This is a genomic window from Streptomyces bambusae (genome assembly GCF_019400985.1).
Classification (GTDB): domain Bacteria; phylum Actinomycetota; class Actinomycetes; order Streptomycetales; family Streptomycetaceae; genus Streptomyces; species Streptomyces bambusae_A.
Genome location: NZ_WTFF01000192.1, coordinates 1 through 14,044, shown reverse-complemented (window position 1 = coordinate 14,044; position 14,044 = coordinate 1). Strand labels below are relative to the sequence as shown.

Annotated in this window: 11 protein-coding genes and 1 pseudogene; 10 read left to right on the top strand and 2 right to left on the bottom strand. The window is 74.1% G+C overall.

Annotation, left to right across the window (positions count from 1 at the left end; genetic code table 11):
• Window positions 1-3 precede the first annotated feature (3 nt).
• Both GPJ59_RS23710 and GPJ59_RS23705 read left to right on the top strand, forming a co-directional pair.
• On the top strand, window positions 4-1,875 hold the full coding sequence (locus GPJ59_RS23710) for a flavin monoamine oxidase family protein (protein ID WP_258024817.1): 1,872 nt from the start codon (window positions 4-6) through the stop codon (window positions 1,873-1,875).
• A 68-nt stretch (window positions 1,876-1,943) separates the two neighbouring features.
• Window positions 1,944-3,881, top strand: a complete 1,938-nt coding sequence (locus tag GPJ59_RS23705) for a CASTOR/POLLUX-related putative ion channel (protein ID WP_219669554.1) — start codon at window positions 1,944-1,946, stop codon at window positions 3,879-3,881.
• A 34-nt stretch (window positions 3,882-3,915) separates the two neighbouring features.
• Here GPJ59_RS23705 and GPJ59_RS23700 read toward each other — a convergent pair whose 3' ends face one another.
• On the bottom strand, window positions 3,916-4,752 hold the full coding sequence (locus GPJ59_RS23700; protein WP_219669553.1) for a class II glutamine amidotransferase: 837 nt from the start codon (window positions 4,750-4,752) through the stop codon (window positions 3,916-3,918).
• A 175-nt stretch (window positions 4,753-4,927) separates the two neighbouring features.
• On the opposite strand from GPJ59_RS23700, the gene GPJ59_RS23695 reads away from it, so the two are divergent.
• A complete protein-coding gene (locus GPJ59_RS23695; protein WP_219669552.1) occupies window positions 4,928-6,406 on the top strand; it encodes a glutamate-cysteine ligase family protein in 1,479 nt (492 codons plus the stop codon).
• A gap of 109 nt (window positions 6,407-6,515) precedes the next feature.
• Here GPJ59_RS23695 and GPJ59_RS23690 read toward each other — a convergent pair whose 3' ends face one another.
• A complete protein-coding gene (locus GPJ59_RS23690) occupies window positions 6,516-7,877 on the bottom strand; it encodes a M64 family metallopeptidase (protein ID WP_219669560.1) in 1,362 nt (453 codons plus the stop codon).
• Window positions 7,878-8,127: 250 nt separating this feature from the next.
• On the opposite strand from GPJ59_RS23690, the gene GPJ59_RS23685 reads away from it, so the two are divergent.
• The 7 genes and pseudogenes from GPJ59_RS23685 to GPJ59_RS23655 all read left to right on the top strand — a co-directional run bounded on the left by GPJ59_RS23685 (window position 8,128) and on the right by GPJ59_RS23655 (window position 13,960).
• Window positions 8,128-8,370 carry a hypothetical protein gene (locus GPJ59_RS23685; protein WP_219669551.1) on the top strand — a complete coding sequence of 81 codons (243 nt, stop codon included), beginning with the start codon at window positions 8,128-8,130 and terminating at the stop codon, window positions 8,368-8,370.
• A gap of 116 nt (window positions 8,371-8,486) precedes the next feature.
• Window positions 8,487-8,906 carry a VOC family protein gene (locus GPJ59_RS23680; RefSeq protein ID WP_219669550.1) on the top strand — a complete coding sequence of 140 codons (420 nt, stop codon included), beginning with the start codon at window positions 8,487-8,489 and terminating at the stop codon, window positions 8,904-8,906.
• Between the two features lie 152 nt (window positions 8,907-9,058).
• Window positions 9,059-9,571 (top strand): hypothetical protein, encoded by a 513-nt coding sequence (locus GPJ59_RS23675; RefSeq protein WP_219669549.1) that lies wholly within the window; start codon window positions 9,059-9,061, stop codon window positions 9,569-9,571.
• Window positions 9,572-9,673: 102 nt separating this feature from the next.
• Window positions 9,674-9,746, top strand: a pseudogene (locus GPJ59_RS23670).
• A gap of 85 nt (window positions 9,747-9,831) precedes the next feature.
• Window positions 9,832-10,980 carry a gala protein gene (locus tag GPJ59_RS23665; protein WP_219669548.1) on the top strand — a complete coding sequence of 383 codons (1,149 nt, stop codon included), beginning with the start codon at window positions 9,832-9,834 and terminating at the stop codon, window positions 10,978-10,980.
• The gene (locus GPJ59_RS23660; RefSeq protein ID WP_308120440.1) at window positions 10,977-12,734 is read left to right on the top strand and encodes an ankyrin repeat domain-containing protein; all 1,758 of its coding nucleotides are present in this window, start codon (window positions 10,977-10,979) and stop codon (window positions 12,732-12,734) included. The genes GPJ59_RS23665 and GPJ59_RS23660 overlap by 4 nt, the downstream gene beginning before the upstream one ends.
• Window positions 12,731-13,960 carry an AAA family ATPase gene (locus tag GPJ59_RS23655; RefSeq protein ID WP_219669547.1) on the top strand — a complete coding sequence of 410 codons (1,230 nt, stop codon included), beginning with the start codon at window positions 12,731-12,733 and terminating at the stop codon, window positions 13,958-13,960. Before GPJ59_RS23660 ends, GPJ59_RS23655 begins: the two co-directional genes overlap by 4 nt.
• The last annotated feature ends 84 nt before the right edge of the window (window positions 13,961-14,044 follow it).

Below are 14,044 nucleotides of genomic sequence, written 5' to 3'. Positions count from 1 at the left end.
GTACTGGCCGGCGCCGGCGCCGGCGCGCTGGCGGTCGCCGGCGGCGCCGCCGCCGCGTTCCCCTCCTCCGCCGCGCCCGCCTCCGCGCCCTCCGCCGACTGGGACACCTGCCTGACCGTCGCCCGCGCCGTCCTGGTCCACGACGACCAGGACCGGCCGCTGGTGCCCCGGTACGCCGACATCCTGCTCCGTTCGGGGCTCCCCAGGTCCCGCAAGGGGCCCAAGAAGGTGCTGGTCGTCGGCGCGGGACCGGCCGGTCTGACCGCCGCCCACCTGTTGCGCGAGGCCGGCCACCGGGTCACCGTGATCGAGGCCAATGCCAACCGGGTCGGCGGCCGCATCAAGACCTTCCGCGCGGGCGGCCACGAGAAGTCCCCGGCCCCCTTCGCCGACCCCAAGCAGTACGCCGAGGCCGGCGCCATGCGCATCCCCGACAGCCACCCGCTGGTGACCGGCCTGATGGACGCCTTCGGCCTGAAGCGACGCCGCTTCCACCTCGTGGACGTGGACCGCGCCGGCCACCCCGCCTACCGCACCTGGCTGTTCGTCAACGGCATCCGGGTCCGCCGCGCCGACTACGTCCGCGACCCGCGCGCGGTGAACCGGTCCTTCGGCGTGCCGGCGGCCTACGAGACCGTCCCCGCCGCCCAGATCGTGCGCAGCGCCCTCGCCCCCGTCCGCAAGGAGATCGACGGCAAGCAGGGCAAGGACCTGGTCGAGGGCTGGGCGCGGGTGGTCCAGCGCTACGGCCACATGTCGATGTACCGCTACCTCACCGACGAGGCCAAGCTCGACGAGGCCACCGTGGACCTCATCGGCACCGTCGAGAACCTCACCTCCCGGCTCCACCTCACCTTCCTGCACTCCTTCATCTCCTCCGCCCTGATCAGCCCGGACACCTCCTTCTTCGAACTTCCCGGCGGCACCGGCACCCTGGCCGACGCGATGTACGACCGGGTCAAGGACCTGGTCCGGCTCGACCGCCGGGCCACCCGGATCTCCCAGGACACCGGGCGGCGCAGCGTGACCGTGGAGACGGTCTCCGAGGGGCGCGACGGCCGTCCCGTGGTACGCGAGACCTTCACCGGTGACATCGCCGTCGTCACCGTCCCGTTCTCGGGCCTGCGCCACATCCCGGTCACGCCCCCGCTCTCGTACGGCAAGCGCCGCGCGGTGACGGAGTTGCACTACGACGCGGCGACCAAGGTGCTGCTCGAATTCAGCCGCCGCTGGTGGGAGTTCGACGAGGCCGACTGGAAGCGCGAGCTGGAGGCCGTCCGCAAGGGCCTGTACGACGACTACCAGTTCGGCCGGACCCCGGGCGACGGCTCGCTGCTGGGCTCCCACCCCTCCGTGCCGAAGGGCCACGTCTCACCCGCCCAGCGGGTGCACTACGCGGCCAGCCGGGTACCCGGCCGGAACCAGCCCGAGGCCGCGGGGGTCATCGGCGGCGGCTCCACCACCGACAACCCCAACCGCTTCATGTTCCAGCCCTCGTACCCCGTCGAGGGCAGCGCGGGCGGCGTCGTACTCGCCTCCTACAGCTGGGCCGACGACGCCCTGAAGTGGGACGCCTTCGACGAGGAGGAGCGCTACCCGCGCGCCCTCGCCGGGCTCCAGGACGTCTACGGCCAGCGGATCGAGGTCTTCTACACGGGCGTCGGCCGCACCCAGTCCTGGATGCGCGACCCGTACGCCTACGGCGAGGCCTCGGTGCTGCTGCCCGGCCAGCACACCGAGCTCTTCCCCCACGTACGCCGCCCCGAGGGCCGCCTGCACTTCGCGGGCTGCCACACCTCGATCAAGCCGGCCTGGATCGAGGGCGCGCTGGAGTCCGCCGTACGCACCGCCCTGGAGGTCCACCAGGCGGACTGAACCCGGCACCGACCCCGGCACCCATGAACACCGGCAACTGGACACAGGCGACACGGAGGTGATCCGGCATGGGCCACACCCGGCCCCCGTCCTTCAGGCTGCGCCTGAGGTACTGGTTCGACAACACCATGGCGCGCAGTACGCCGGCCCTGATCGGCTGGCTCTCCGCGCTGTGCACGGCGGTCGTGGTCCCGGTCAGCGTGCTGCTGGTCTGGGCGGAGGCGCACACCCCCACGACGCCGCGGAACCTGCTCCTCGCGGCCTGGAAGAACGTCGGGACCGTCTTCAAGCTGGGCGGCCCCGTCGGCACCCCCGTGTTCGTCCTGCTGTCGGTGCTGGTCGCCGCCCTGGGCGTGTTCTTCGCCAGCACCCTGGTCGGCCTGATCACCACCGGGGTCAACGAGAAGATCATGGACCTGCGCAAGGGCCGCTCCGTGGTGCTGGAGGACGGGCACACCGTGCTGCTGGGCTGGTCCGAGCAGGCCATCCCGATCATCTCCGAGCTGGCGCAGGCCAATGCCAACCTGCGCCGGGCCGCCGTCGCCGTGCTCGCCGACCGCGACAAGACGGAGATGGAGGACGAGATCCGCGCCCTGGTCCCGAAGCCGGGCCCGACCCGGGTGATCTGCCGGACCGGCCGGCCCGACGACCCCGCCGACGTCGCCCTGGTCGGCACCGGCACCGCCCGCTCGGTGATCGTCCTCACCCCGGAGGGCGCGACCGCCGATGCCCAGATCGTCCGGACGCTGCTCGCCCTGAACCGCGGCCCGGCGGTCCCCGGACAGCGGCGGCCCGGACACGTCGTGACCGCCCTGCGGGACGCCGCGAACCTCACGGCCGCCCGGCTGGCGGGCGGTCCGCGCACCCGCGTGCTCTGCTACGACGAGATCATGGCGCGGCTGATCGTCCAGACCTGCCGCCAGCCCGGGCTCCCGCTGGTCTACCTGGAGCTGCTCGACTACGCGGGCGACGAGTTCTACGTCACCGCCGAACCGCGCCTGGCCGGCCGCACCTACGGCGAGGCGCTGCTGGCCTACGAGACCTCAGCCGTGGCCGGACTGCGCACGGCGGACGGCACGCTCCTGCTCAACCCGCCGTCCGCGACCCCGATCGGCGAGGGCGACGCGATCATCGCCGTCTCGCGCGACGACGACACGGTCGTCCTCGCCCAGACCCCGCCCGCCGTCGACCCCACGGCGCTGGCCGACCCCGTCGAACGCCCCGCCCGGCCGGAGTCCGTGCTGATGCTGGGGTGGAACCGCAGGGCGCCGCTGATCGCCGACCTGCTGGCGCGGTACGTCACGGAGGGCTCGGTACTGGACGTGGTGGCCGACGGCCCGGGCCCGGCACAGGCACGGGCGCAGGCGCTGGACGGGGCACGGGCCGCCGGGCGCGGTGCCCCACCGGACGAGGTCGTCGCCAGCCCCCTGAAGACCGCCTTCCGGGAGGGGGACATCGGCAGCCCCCACACCCTGCACGCCCTCGACATCGGCTCCTACGACCACGTGGTGGTCCTCGGCTACGACGACACGGACGCCTGGCAGGCCGACAGCCGCACCCTGGTGACCCTGCTGCACCTGCGCGACCTGGAGCGGAGCCTGGGCCGCCCGATCCACGTCGTCGCCGAGATGAACGACGACCGCAGCCGCGCCCTCGCCCCGGTCAACGAGGGTGACGACTTCGTCGTCAACGGCCGCCTGATCGCCCTGCTGCTGACCCAGATCGCCGAGAACGCCGATCTGGCCCGTCTCTTCGACATCCTGTTCTCCCCCGGCGGCAGCGAGATCTGCCTGCGGCCCGCGGCCGGGTACGTACGGCCCGGCACCGAGGTCTCGTTCGCCACCGTGGTGGAGGCCGCCCGCCGCCGCGGGGAGTCCGCCCTCGGCTACCGCGTCGGCGCCGACGCCGCCCGGGCGCCGGCGTACGGCATCCGGATCAACCCGCCCAAGAGCACCCTGGTCCGCTTCGAGCCGGAGGACAGCGTCATCGTCCTCACCGGTCACTGACGCACCGGTGCCGCTGACGCCGGCCGCGGAGGGGTCAGACCGGCTCCGGCCAGAAGGGCAGGTAGTCCTTCTCTCCCGAGGGGCAGACGGTGTAGCTGCTCTCCGGCAGCTCGTTCCACACGCCCGGCAGGTCGCCCAGCGGCTCGGAGACGACCAGCCGGGTGTCGTCGGAGGCGCCGCGCAGGAAGGCCAGGTCCGGGTGCAGCTCGCGAACCTGTTGCGGGCGGCTGCTGTAGAAGAGTGAACGCGACTGTCCCAGGCTGGAGTACCGGAAGGCCCAGAGCTGCTCACCGTCGGAGACGGCGACCGTCATCTGCAGCGGGTGCACCACGCCGTGCTCCTTGCCCAGCCGCTCCACGAAGCCCGCCATCCGGCCCACCGCCCCCGGCACGTCCTGGTCCAGGCCGAACGTCACGGCCAGGTAGAACATCACCTCGGAGTCGGTGGAGCCCTCGATGGACGCGAAGAGCGCCGGGTCCACGGCCATGCACAGGTCGCGCCGCAGCCGGGCGAAGTCCGTGATCGCGCCGTTGTGCATCCACAGCCAGCGCCCGTGCCGGAACGGGTGGCAGTTGGTCTGCTGCACCGCCGTCCCCGTCGAGGCGCGGACATGGGCGAAGAACATGTGCGAACGCACGTGCGAGGAGATCTCCCGCAGGTTGCGGTTGTTCCACGCGGGGCCGATGTCGCGGACCACGGCCGGTTCCCCGTGCCCCTCCAGCCCGTACCAGCCCACGCCGAAACCGTCCCCGTTGGTGGTCTCGACGCCGAGCTTCGACCGCAGGCTCTGGTCGATCAGCGAGTGGGCGGGCTTGTACAGGACGTCGTCCAGCAGGACGGGGGTCCCGGCATAGGCGAGCCAACGGCACATGGCACGTCCCCTTTCTCGCACGCTCCCGGCGCACGTGTCCGGTGCACGCGTCCTTCGAGCGTAATCCAGGAGACCCCCGCTGCCGCGGGCGGCGCGGCGTGCGGCGTGCGACGCTGGAGGGAGCGAGAACACCCGTGACGGCCCGGAGCAGCGCCCCGGGGGACTCGGAGGTCCGATGGGACGGGATGTTCCGGCGCTGGTGTTCACCCGGGACGACCGGCGCCGCTACCGGGAGAAGACACAGTCCTGCCTCGACGCGCTCGCCCGCATGCTGCGCGAGTCCCGGTTCGACATCGAGCGGCCCCAGGTCGGCCTCGAGATCGAGCTCAACCTGGTCGACGGCTCCGGCGAGCCCGCCATGCGCAACACCGACGTGCTCGCCGCCATCGCCGACCCCGCCTGGGCCACCGAGCTCGGCCGCTTCAACCTGGAGATCAACATCCCGCCGCGCCGGCTGACCGAGGGCGGCCCCGACGCCTGGGAGCGGGAGATCCGCGACGCGCTCAACCACGCCGAGGAGAAGGCCGCCGGCATCGGCGCCCACCTCGTCATGATCGGCATCCTGCCGACGCTCCAGCAGAAGGACGTGGGGGAGCAGGCCCTCTCCGAGAACCCGCGCTACCACCACCTCAACGAGCAGGTGTTCGCGGCCCGCGGCGAGGACCTGCGGATCGCCCTCGACGGGGTCGAGCGGCTGCGCGCGTACGCCGACACGATCACCCCGGAGGCGGCCTGCACCAGCACCCAGTTCCACCTCCAGGTCGCGCCCGAGGACTTCGCCGACTACTGGAACGCGGCGCAGGCCGTCGCCGGGGTGCAGGTGGCCCTGGCCGCGAACGCGCCCTTCCTGTTCGGCAAGGAGCTGTGGCGCGAGACCCGGATCCCGCTGTTCGAGCAGGCCACCGACACCCGGCCGGAGGAGATCAAGGTCCAGGGCGTACGGCCCCGGGTCTGGTTCGGGGAGCGCTGGATCACCAGCGTGTTCGACCTCTTCGAGGAGAACCAGCGCTACTTCCCCGCCCTGCTGCCGCTCTGCGAGGACGAGGACCCGCACGAGACCCTCGAAGCGGGCGACATCCCCGAGCTCGCCGAGCTCACCCTGCACAACGGCACGATCTACCGCTGGAACCGGCCCGTGTACGCCGTCGCCCACGGCAAACCGCACCTGCGCGTGGAGAACCGGGTCCTGCCGGCCGGGCCGACCGTGGCGGACATCCTGGCCAACGGCGCCTTCTACTACGGACTGACCCGCGCCCTGGTCGAGGAGGAGCGCCCGGTGTGGTCCCGGATGTCCTTCTCCGCAGCCGAGGAGAACCTCCACACCGCCGCCCGGTACGGCATCGACGCCTCCCTGTACTGGCCGGGCATGGGCGAGGTCCCGACCGCCGAACTGGTCCTGCGCCGGCTGCTGCCCCTGGCGCACCGGGGGCTGGAGGCCGCGGGCATGGACGACGCGTGGCGCGAGCCGCTGCTGGGCGTGATCGAGCAGCGCTGCGTGTCCGGGCGCAACGGCGCGGTCTGGCAGTCGGAGATGTTCCACCACCTCGACGACGCCCGCCACCGCCACCGCCACGAGTCGCTGCGCCGGATGACGTGCCAGTACATGGAGTTCATGCACATGAACGCCCCGGCGCACACCTGGCCCGTCGACTGAGGCGCCGTACGCCCTCGGAGGCGTCCCTCAGCGGCGTACGGCGCCCACAGTCGTCAGGTCGTCAGGTCGTCAGGTCGTGAGGTCGTGAGGTCGTCGCGGTCGTACGCCGTCAGAGCCGTACGCGCCAGTCGACCTTCGAGGTCAGGCCCGCCGCGATCCGCGGGTCGCGGACCGCGGGCGTGGCGTCCTCGACGACCACCGACAGCCGATGCTCACGCCGGTCCAGCAGCCAGACCGTCAGCTCCCCGACCCGCACCCGGCTGCGGCCCTCGAACCAGCGCAGCTCCCGGCCGTCCAGGTACCAGCGGACGGTGAGCCGGCGGCCGCCCGGGTCCGCCAGCGCGGGGACGCCCACCTCGGCGGAGCCGCCCGGCCGCAGTACCCGGTCGGTGGGGGTGAGCGCCGTGGCCGTCCGGGCGTGCCGGTAGAAGCCGGCGATCATCGCTTCGACGCCGGGCAGGTTGAAGGGCTTGCCGAGGGAGCGCATCATCGAGTTGTCCGTGGGCCGCCGCAGCCCCTTCACGTAGTAGCCGCCGCCCTCGTACGCGCCGACCGTGCCGCCGTCGGGCGAGGGCTCGCCCAGCCAGCGGTGCCACTTGGCGCGCTGCGCGGCCATCGCGTCGGCGGTGAGCACGGACACGTTGGCGTCGGCGGGTTCGGGCCCCTCGTACTGCTCGTAGCCCGGGTAGCCGTCGTAGAAGTACTCGTCGGCCAGCTTGCCCAGCGAGTGCCCGGTCTCGTGGATGGCGACCTGCCCGGACTTCGGGTGGCCGGCCGAGGCGGTGGATATGCCCTCGTAGCCGAGGACCGGGCTGGGCTCGTTGTAGCCGGCGCCGCCGTACTTGGTGCTGTTGGCGAGGACCAGCACCAGATCGGCCTCCGGGGCCTTCGCGACGTACGCGTCGACCTTGGCCTGGTCCACGCACAGCAGCCGCTCGATGTCCTCGCACCAGAAGGAGGAACCGAGGGCGGTGTCGCGGACGGTGCCCGCGTCCGGGTCGCCGGAGACCCCCGACTCGTTCGAGACGGCGTCGACGGCCCAGACGTTGAACAGGTTCTGGTACGTCGTGTACGGCTCGACCGAGGTGATCTCGGCCCACTTCTGCCTGGCGTCGGCGTGGAACTTCGCCAGCTCGGCGGCGGTGTAGCCGTCCCCGACCACGACGATGTCGAGCCGGTCGCCCGGGGTCCCGCCCTGCACCAGCGCGGTGACCTGACCGTCCAGGCCGCGCTCGGCCTCCGTCAGCCGGCCCGGAGTCCGGCCCTTGCCTGCCGCCGGCACCCTGGCCCGTCCCGAACCGGCCTGCCCGCCGTGCTCCGGCCCCGGGATCTCGACCTCCACCCGCCCCGCGTCCGCTGCCGTACGGGGCGAGGGCGGATCGGCGGCGGCTCCGGGGGCCGAGGCCAGGGCCGCCATGACGGCGAGCACCGCCGTGGCCGCCGTCGTCACCGCGCGCAGCGTCGAGCGCATGAAGTCCCTTTCGGTCGTGGGCAACAGCGCCGACGTCAGCCGCGGCGCGCGCTCAACCTAGGCGGCCGCACCGGGCCGGGGCAATGCTCTACTCGGCCTGAGGGGACGGCAGTTGGGACCGGTCCGGACATGGGCCCGAGGCAAGGAGTCCAGCCCTGGTACACCGCGGCCGCAGCGCCCGACGGCAACGGTTGCATCTCGGCTCGCGGCCTTGCCGTTGCCGGGCGGGCCGGGGCGCGGTTGAGGGGGTGTGAGTCCGGAATACAACGAAGAAGGCGCCTTCGCGGGGGCCCCGCTCGACGGCGCGCTGTGGCTGGACGTCCTCGGGCACGACCCCGGGTGCGCCCGGTGCGCCCTGCTGAGCCGCCCGCCGGGCGCGCCCGGCGTCCCCTCGTTCGTCGTCGGCCTGCTGGCGGGCAGAGCGCGCACCTGCATGGCCGTCGCGGCCACGGGAACGGTCGCCGCCTCCGTCCTGGCCGCCGTACAGCGCTGAGCCCGGGCCGCCGGGGCACGGCACTAGGCTGGGCGGGCGGCCCGCGGTGGGCCGCGATGGCCCGGAAGCGAGGACGCGGTGCCCGGACGGAACCGACACGCGCCCGCGGGCTCGGCATGACGGGGCCGGCCCGCGGGACGCTGCACCACGTCGAGATCTGGGTGCCCAGCCTGGAGCGGGCCGTCGCGTCCTTCGGCCCGCTGCTGGAGGCCCTCGGCTACGTGCCGTACCAGGAGTGGGCCGACGGCCGCAGTTGGCGACTCGGGGCCACGTACCTGGTGTTCGAGCAGTCGCCGGCGCTGACCGGGGACCGGCACGACCGCTGCCGCCCCGGCCTGAACCACCTGGCGTTCCACGTCGAGGACCCGGCGGCGGTGGACCGGCTCACCGCGGATGCGGTGCGCCACGGCTGGACCCTGATGTTCCCCGAACGGCACCCGCATGCCGGCGGCCCGGGAACCTGGGCCGCGTATCTGGAGAACCCGGACGGCTTCGAGGTCGAGCTCGTCGCGACGGACCCGGGCCGGACCGGCTGAGAGCGGCGCGAGGGAGCGTGCGGGGGAGCGCGGGGGAGCGGGGAGGAGCGCGGAGGCCCGGGGAGGATTCCGTACTGCCTTTCGGATCCGGCCACCGCGGAGCCGATCATTCCGCTACGGTGCCCCCACACTCACGATCCGGAGGCCCCGCCATGACTCCCGCAGTGGACACCACCGCCCTCGTCGCCGCCATGACCGCCACCGACCGGGCGCACCGCCTGCTCAAGGAGGCCCGCGACCTGCTCGCGGCGGCCAAGGTGTCACGGGACCAGGACCAGTGGATGGTGGCGGGGAGCCCCGTGCAGACGCTCCAGGGGGCGGACGACATGTGCCGCGGCGCCGGACAGCTGCTCGGCGAGCTCGCGCTCGCCGTCGGGTACGCCACGGCCGGCATGGACGAGCGCGCGGAACACCACCGCCGGCGCGCCGGGCAGGGCTTCATCGGCCTCGGCGGCGGCGACCGCATGGCCCGCCCGCTGCCCGCGCCGACCACCGAGGCGCTCGAACTCCTGCACTCCCTGACCCTCTTCGAGCCGGACTTCCGGGACCGCATCCACCAGGTCCTCACGGCGGCGGAGGCCACCTACCCGGACCCCGCCCAGTTCCGGAACCTCCCCCGTCCCACGGCCGCACCGGACGAGGCCGCCGACCGCAGAACGGCCTGATCCGGGCTGACGGCACGGCAGCGGGCGGACCGGGACAAATGGGCCTCCAGGGCAAACTGGTGATCGATGTTCAGCCGTGCGGCCGCTATGATCGTCCGCGGCAAGGCCGTAGCGCAGAGGTCGTCGCGCCCACGCATCAAGCTGGAGGACGTCGGTTCAAATCCGACCGGCCTTGCCGCTCACTTCGACGCCCCCGGGCGTCGCGATCATGCATGTCGTTGCGGACGCCGGACATCGGCGAAGGAACCGGTGGAGCGGTGATGACCCAGCCGATACCCGTACGGTGCCCCGCGATCGAGCACCCCGACCTGCCGCTCGCCGACCCGGCCGCGCTGGATCCGCTGCTCGCCCGCCTGGCACAGGACCACCCGGTCACGGACGACGAGACCTACCCCCTGGGCACCCTGCGCGGCGACGGCCGGGTCGACCTGTGCAAGCAGGGCCTCGGCCCGTCCGGTGCCGCCCGGCTGCTCCCCGTCGCCGCCGCCTCCGCGCACGCCGCGCACCTGCTGCTCGGCACCAACGGGATCGGCGACGACGGCGCCCGGGCCCTGGCCCGCGCCCTCACCGACGAGCCGGGCCACGGCCTGCACACCCTCTACCTCGGCTGCAACCGGATCGGCCCCGACGGCGTCGCCGCCCTCGCCGACGCACTGGCCGACGACACCTCCGTGCGCGCCCTCTGGCTCAAGCGCAACCCGGTGACCGCGGACGGCGCGGCCACCCTCGCCGCCCTGCTGCGCCGCAACACCGCCCTGCGCACCCTCGACCTGGTCAACACCGGCATCGGGGCCGACGGCGTACGCCTCCTCCTCGACGCCCTGACCGACCGGGACGCACCCCTGGAGCGGCTCTTCCTCGGCGGCAACGGCCTTGCCGCGGACGCCGCGCCGCTGCTCGCCGCCCTCGTCCGCGACGCGGGCGTGCGCGAGCTGTACCTGCCCGCCAACCACCTCGGCGACGAAGGCACCGCCGTCCTGGCCGCCGCAGTGGCCGCCGCGGACCCGCAGCAGCCGGTACGTCTCGGACTCGGCGGCAACGGCATCGGCCCCCGCGGCGCCGAAGCACTGGCCGACGCCCTCGGCGGCATCGAGACCCTCGACCTCGGCCGGCCCATGTCGGAGCGCAGCCTCGGCTCGCCCCCGAACGCGACCGGCGACTGCGGTGCCCGGGCCCTGGCCGCCGCGCTGCCCGGCAGCCCGCTGCGCCGCCTCGAACTGCGGCACACCGGCCTCACCGGGCGCGGCGCCAAGTCGCTGCTCGCCGCCGTGCCGGACGACTCCCCGCTGGAGTACGTGGGCCTCGGCCCCGGCCTGCCCCGCCGGGTCAAGCGCTCCTTCGCCGAGCGGCTGCGGCCCGCCCGCGCCGCCCATCCCGACCTGCGTGCGATCGGCAGCGTGTACCGGTGAAGCCGGCACCCATGCCCGGTGGTCTCGCCCCCGAGGACGTGTCGGTGTGGCAGCGCATCCGCCGCTACGCCGTTCCCCGTTGGATGATCGAACAGGCGACGGCGCACCGGCTGGCCGGTGACTGGCGGGCCGCGTGCGCGGCCGCCGCCGTCGATCCCGTCTTCGACCTCGACGGCCTCGCCGCCCGGTTCGGTGAGGCGGCCGCCGCGGCGGTGACCGAGGACCTGCGGCACCTCGCTCCGGATCTGATGCGCTGGCACCTCCCCCGGCTGCTGGGCGGCCGTACGACGCTGGACACGGACTGCAGCGTCCTGCTCGCGTGCTACGGCCCCGAAGCCGGTTCGCCCGAGCTCCTGGGCCTCTACGTCACCACCACGCCCATGATGGAGGGCCCGCAGCGGCTGCGGCTGGTGTGCGCGCCGATCGGCACCCGCTTCTCCGGGTCCGGCACGGACTGGACGCGGGCCCGCCACCTGTGGGACGCCCGCCACGCGGCGGAGCTGCGCGCGCGGTTCGCCGGCGGCGCGGACCGGCTGCCGTTCTTCCGCGCCGACGGCACCCCGCTCACCGAGGAGGAACTCCCCGCGGAGGACCCCGGCACCGCCGATCCCGCGGCCCGGGCGGAGTGGGCCGCCGTCCTCCTCTCCCGCGGTGAGAGCGTCGAGGCCTGCGCGGTCGCCGGGATGGAGCTCGACCCCGCCGAGGCCGGCAACACCCCCCGGTACTACCGGGACCCCGCCGGGATGCTGACGACGGCCGCGCCCGACCTGCTGCGGATCGCCGACGGGTTCCGCCGCCTGGTGGCGGCCGGGGCGGGCGACCGCTTCCGGGTCCCGGTGCACTGGCGCTGGCACTTCCTGCTGATGGCAGACGGACAGGACGCCTCGGCCCCGGTGCGCGTCGGCTTCGTCGACCGTGACACGGTGAAGGACGTGCCGTGCCTGCCCGGATACGCGTGGCATCCCGACCCCGACCTGCACCTGGTACGGGCCGGCCGGATCGCCCCGGATGAACTGCACCCGCTGGTCGCGGCCGCCCTGTTCCCGGAGGCCGGGCCCGCCGACGGGCCGCCGCTCCCGGCGGCCCCGGCGCCCGTACGGGTGCGCTGCCGCGGCGAGTGGCACGAGGTCCGCTTCCGGGACGGCGAACTCGACATGCCGCACACCCCGCAGGAGCAGCAGCGCGAGCAGGCGCTGCGCGCCTTCGGCGGTGCGGTCGCCGGCTGCTTCGCCGTCCGGCAGACCGTGGCAACGGGCAACGGCAGGCTGCCGCGCGCGCTGCGCGAGCAGCGGCGGGAGCTGATGCTGCGCGCCCAGCACGGCGACACCCCCGGTGTACTCGCCCTGCTGGACGCGGGTTTCGACCCGCGGATGAAGCTGCCGAACGACCGCAGCCTGCTCCACCTGCTCCACCTCCTCGACCACGAGGAGCTGTTGCCCCGGCTGCTCGCGGCCGGACTCGACCTGGAGGCGAAGGACAAGACCGACCGCACCCCGCTGATGATGGCCGTGACCTACGGCGGCTCGGTGAGCCTGGTACGGGCGCTCCTCGAGGCCGGATCCCGCATCGACATCGTCGACAACATGGACATGTCGCTGGCGCAGATCATCCGCCGCTACCACCGCACCGACCTGGGCTTCCTCAGCGACCGGGTCAAGGAGGAGTTCCCCGACATCGGGAACGACTGGTGGGACGACTGGATGGACGACCAGAGCGAGTACTACGACGAGGAAGAGGAAGAGGACGACGAGTGAGCGGCAACCCCGGCAACCCCGGTACGCCCGGTGCCGCCGCCGGCACCGCCCCTGGGCCGCTGGCCGCCGCCGACGCCCTCAACGCCCGGCTGAGCGCGACCCGTACCGAGCCCGCCACCAACCCCCAGCTGGAGGCGCTCGCCCTCGCCGTCACGGCCAACCAGCCCGTCCTGCTGTGGGGTGAGCCCGGCATCGGCAAGTCGGCCGGCATGGAGCAGCTGGCCACCGGACTCGGCATCCCGCTGGAGACGGTCATCGCCAGCGTGCACGAGCCGTCCGACTTCGCGGGACTGCCCATCGTGGGGGACGACCCCGCCACCACCGGCGTGCCCATGGCCCCGCCGGACTGGGCGGTCCGCCTCGCCCGCACCGGCCAGGGCCTGCTGTTCTTCGACGAGCTGTCCTCCGCCCCGCCCGCCGTGCAGGCCGCGCTGCTGCGCGTGGTCCTCGAACGCAGGGTCGGCAGCCTGGTCCTGCCCGAGTCCGTGCGCATCGTCGCCGCAGCCAACCCGCCCTCCAGCGCCGCCGACGGCTGGCACCTCAGCCCGCCCCTGGCCAACCGCTTCGTCCACCTCGACTGGACGCACCAGCCCCGCACCGTCGCCCGCGGCATGGCCGGCACCTGGCCCGAGGTGGCCGTCCCCGCCGTGGACCCCGCCCGGGCGTCCGGCGCGGTCGCCCGCGCCCGCGGTGTGGTCTCCGGCTTCCTGACCGCCCGGCCGGGCCTCGTCCACCATCTGCCCACCGACGCCGAGGGCCGGGGGCGGGCCTGGCCGTCCCCGCGCACCTGGGAGATGGCGCTGCGGCTGCTGGCCACCGGGTACGCCGCCGGGACCGGGCGGGAGGCGCTGGCCGCCGCCCTGACCGGCGCGGTGGGCGAGGGCGCGGGGCTGGAGCTGCTGGCGTACCTGGAGCACCTGGACCTGCCCGATCCCGACAAGGTGCTGGCCAACCCCGGCGCCTTCGCGCTGCCCGAGCGCGGCGACCGGCAGCTGGCCTTCCTCATCGCCGTCGTCGCGGCCGTGCAGAGCGACCTGACCCGTGCCCGCTGGGAGGCGGGCTGGACGGTCCTCGCCAAGGCCGTGGACGCCGGGGTGCCCGACGTGGCCGCGCGGGCCGCCGCCGACCTCGCGGCGATGCGGGACCTGGACTGGCCGGTCCCGGACGGCATCGACGCCTTCGTGGAACTGCTCCAGCTGGCCGGCTCCCTGCCGGGCGGCGGCTGACCGGGCCGTGGCCACCGCCAAGCCCGAACGCGCCGCCCGGGCCGAGCGCGCCGCGCCGCCCGGGAACTCGGCGCAGCCCGAACG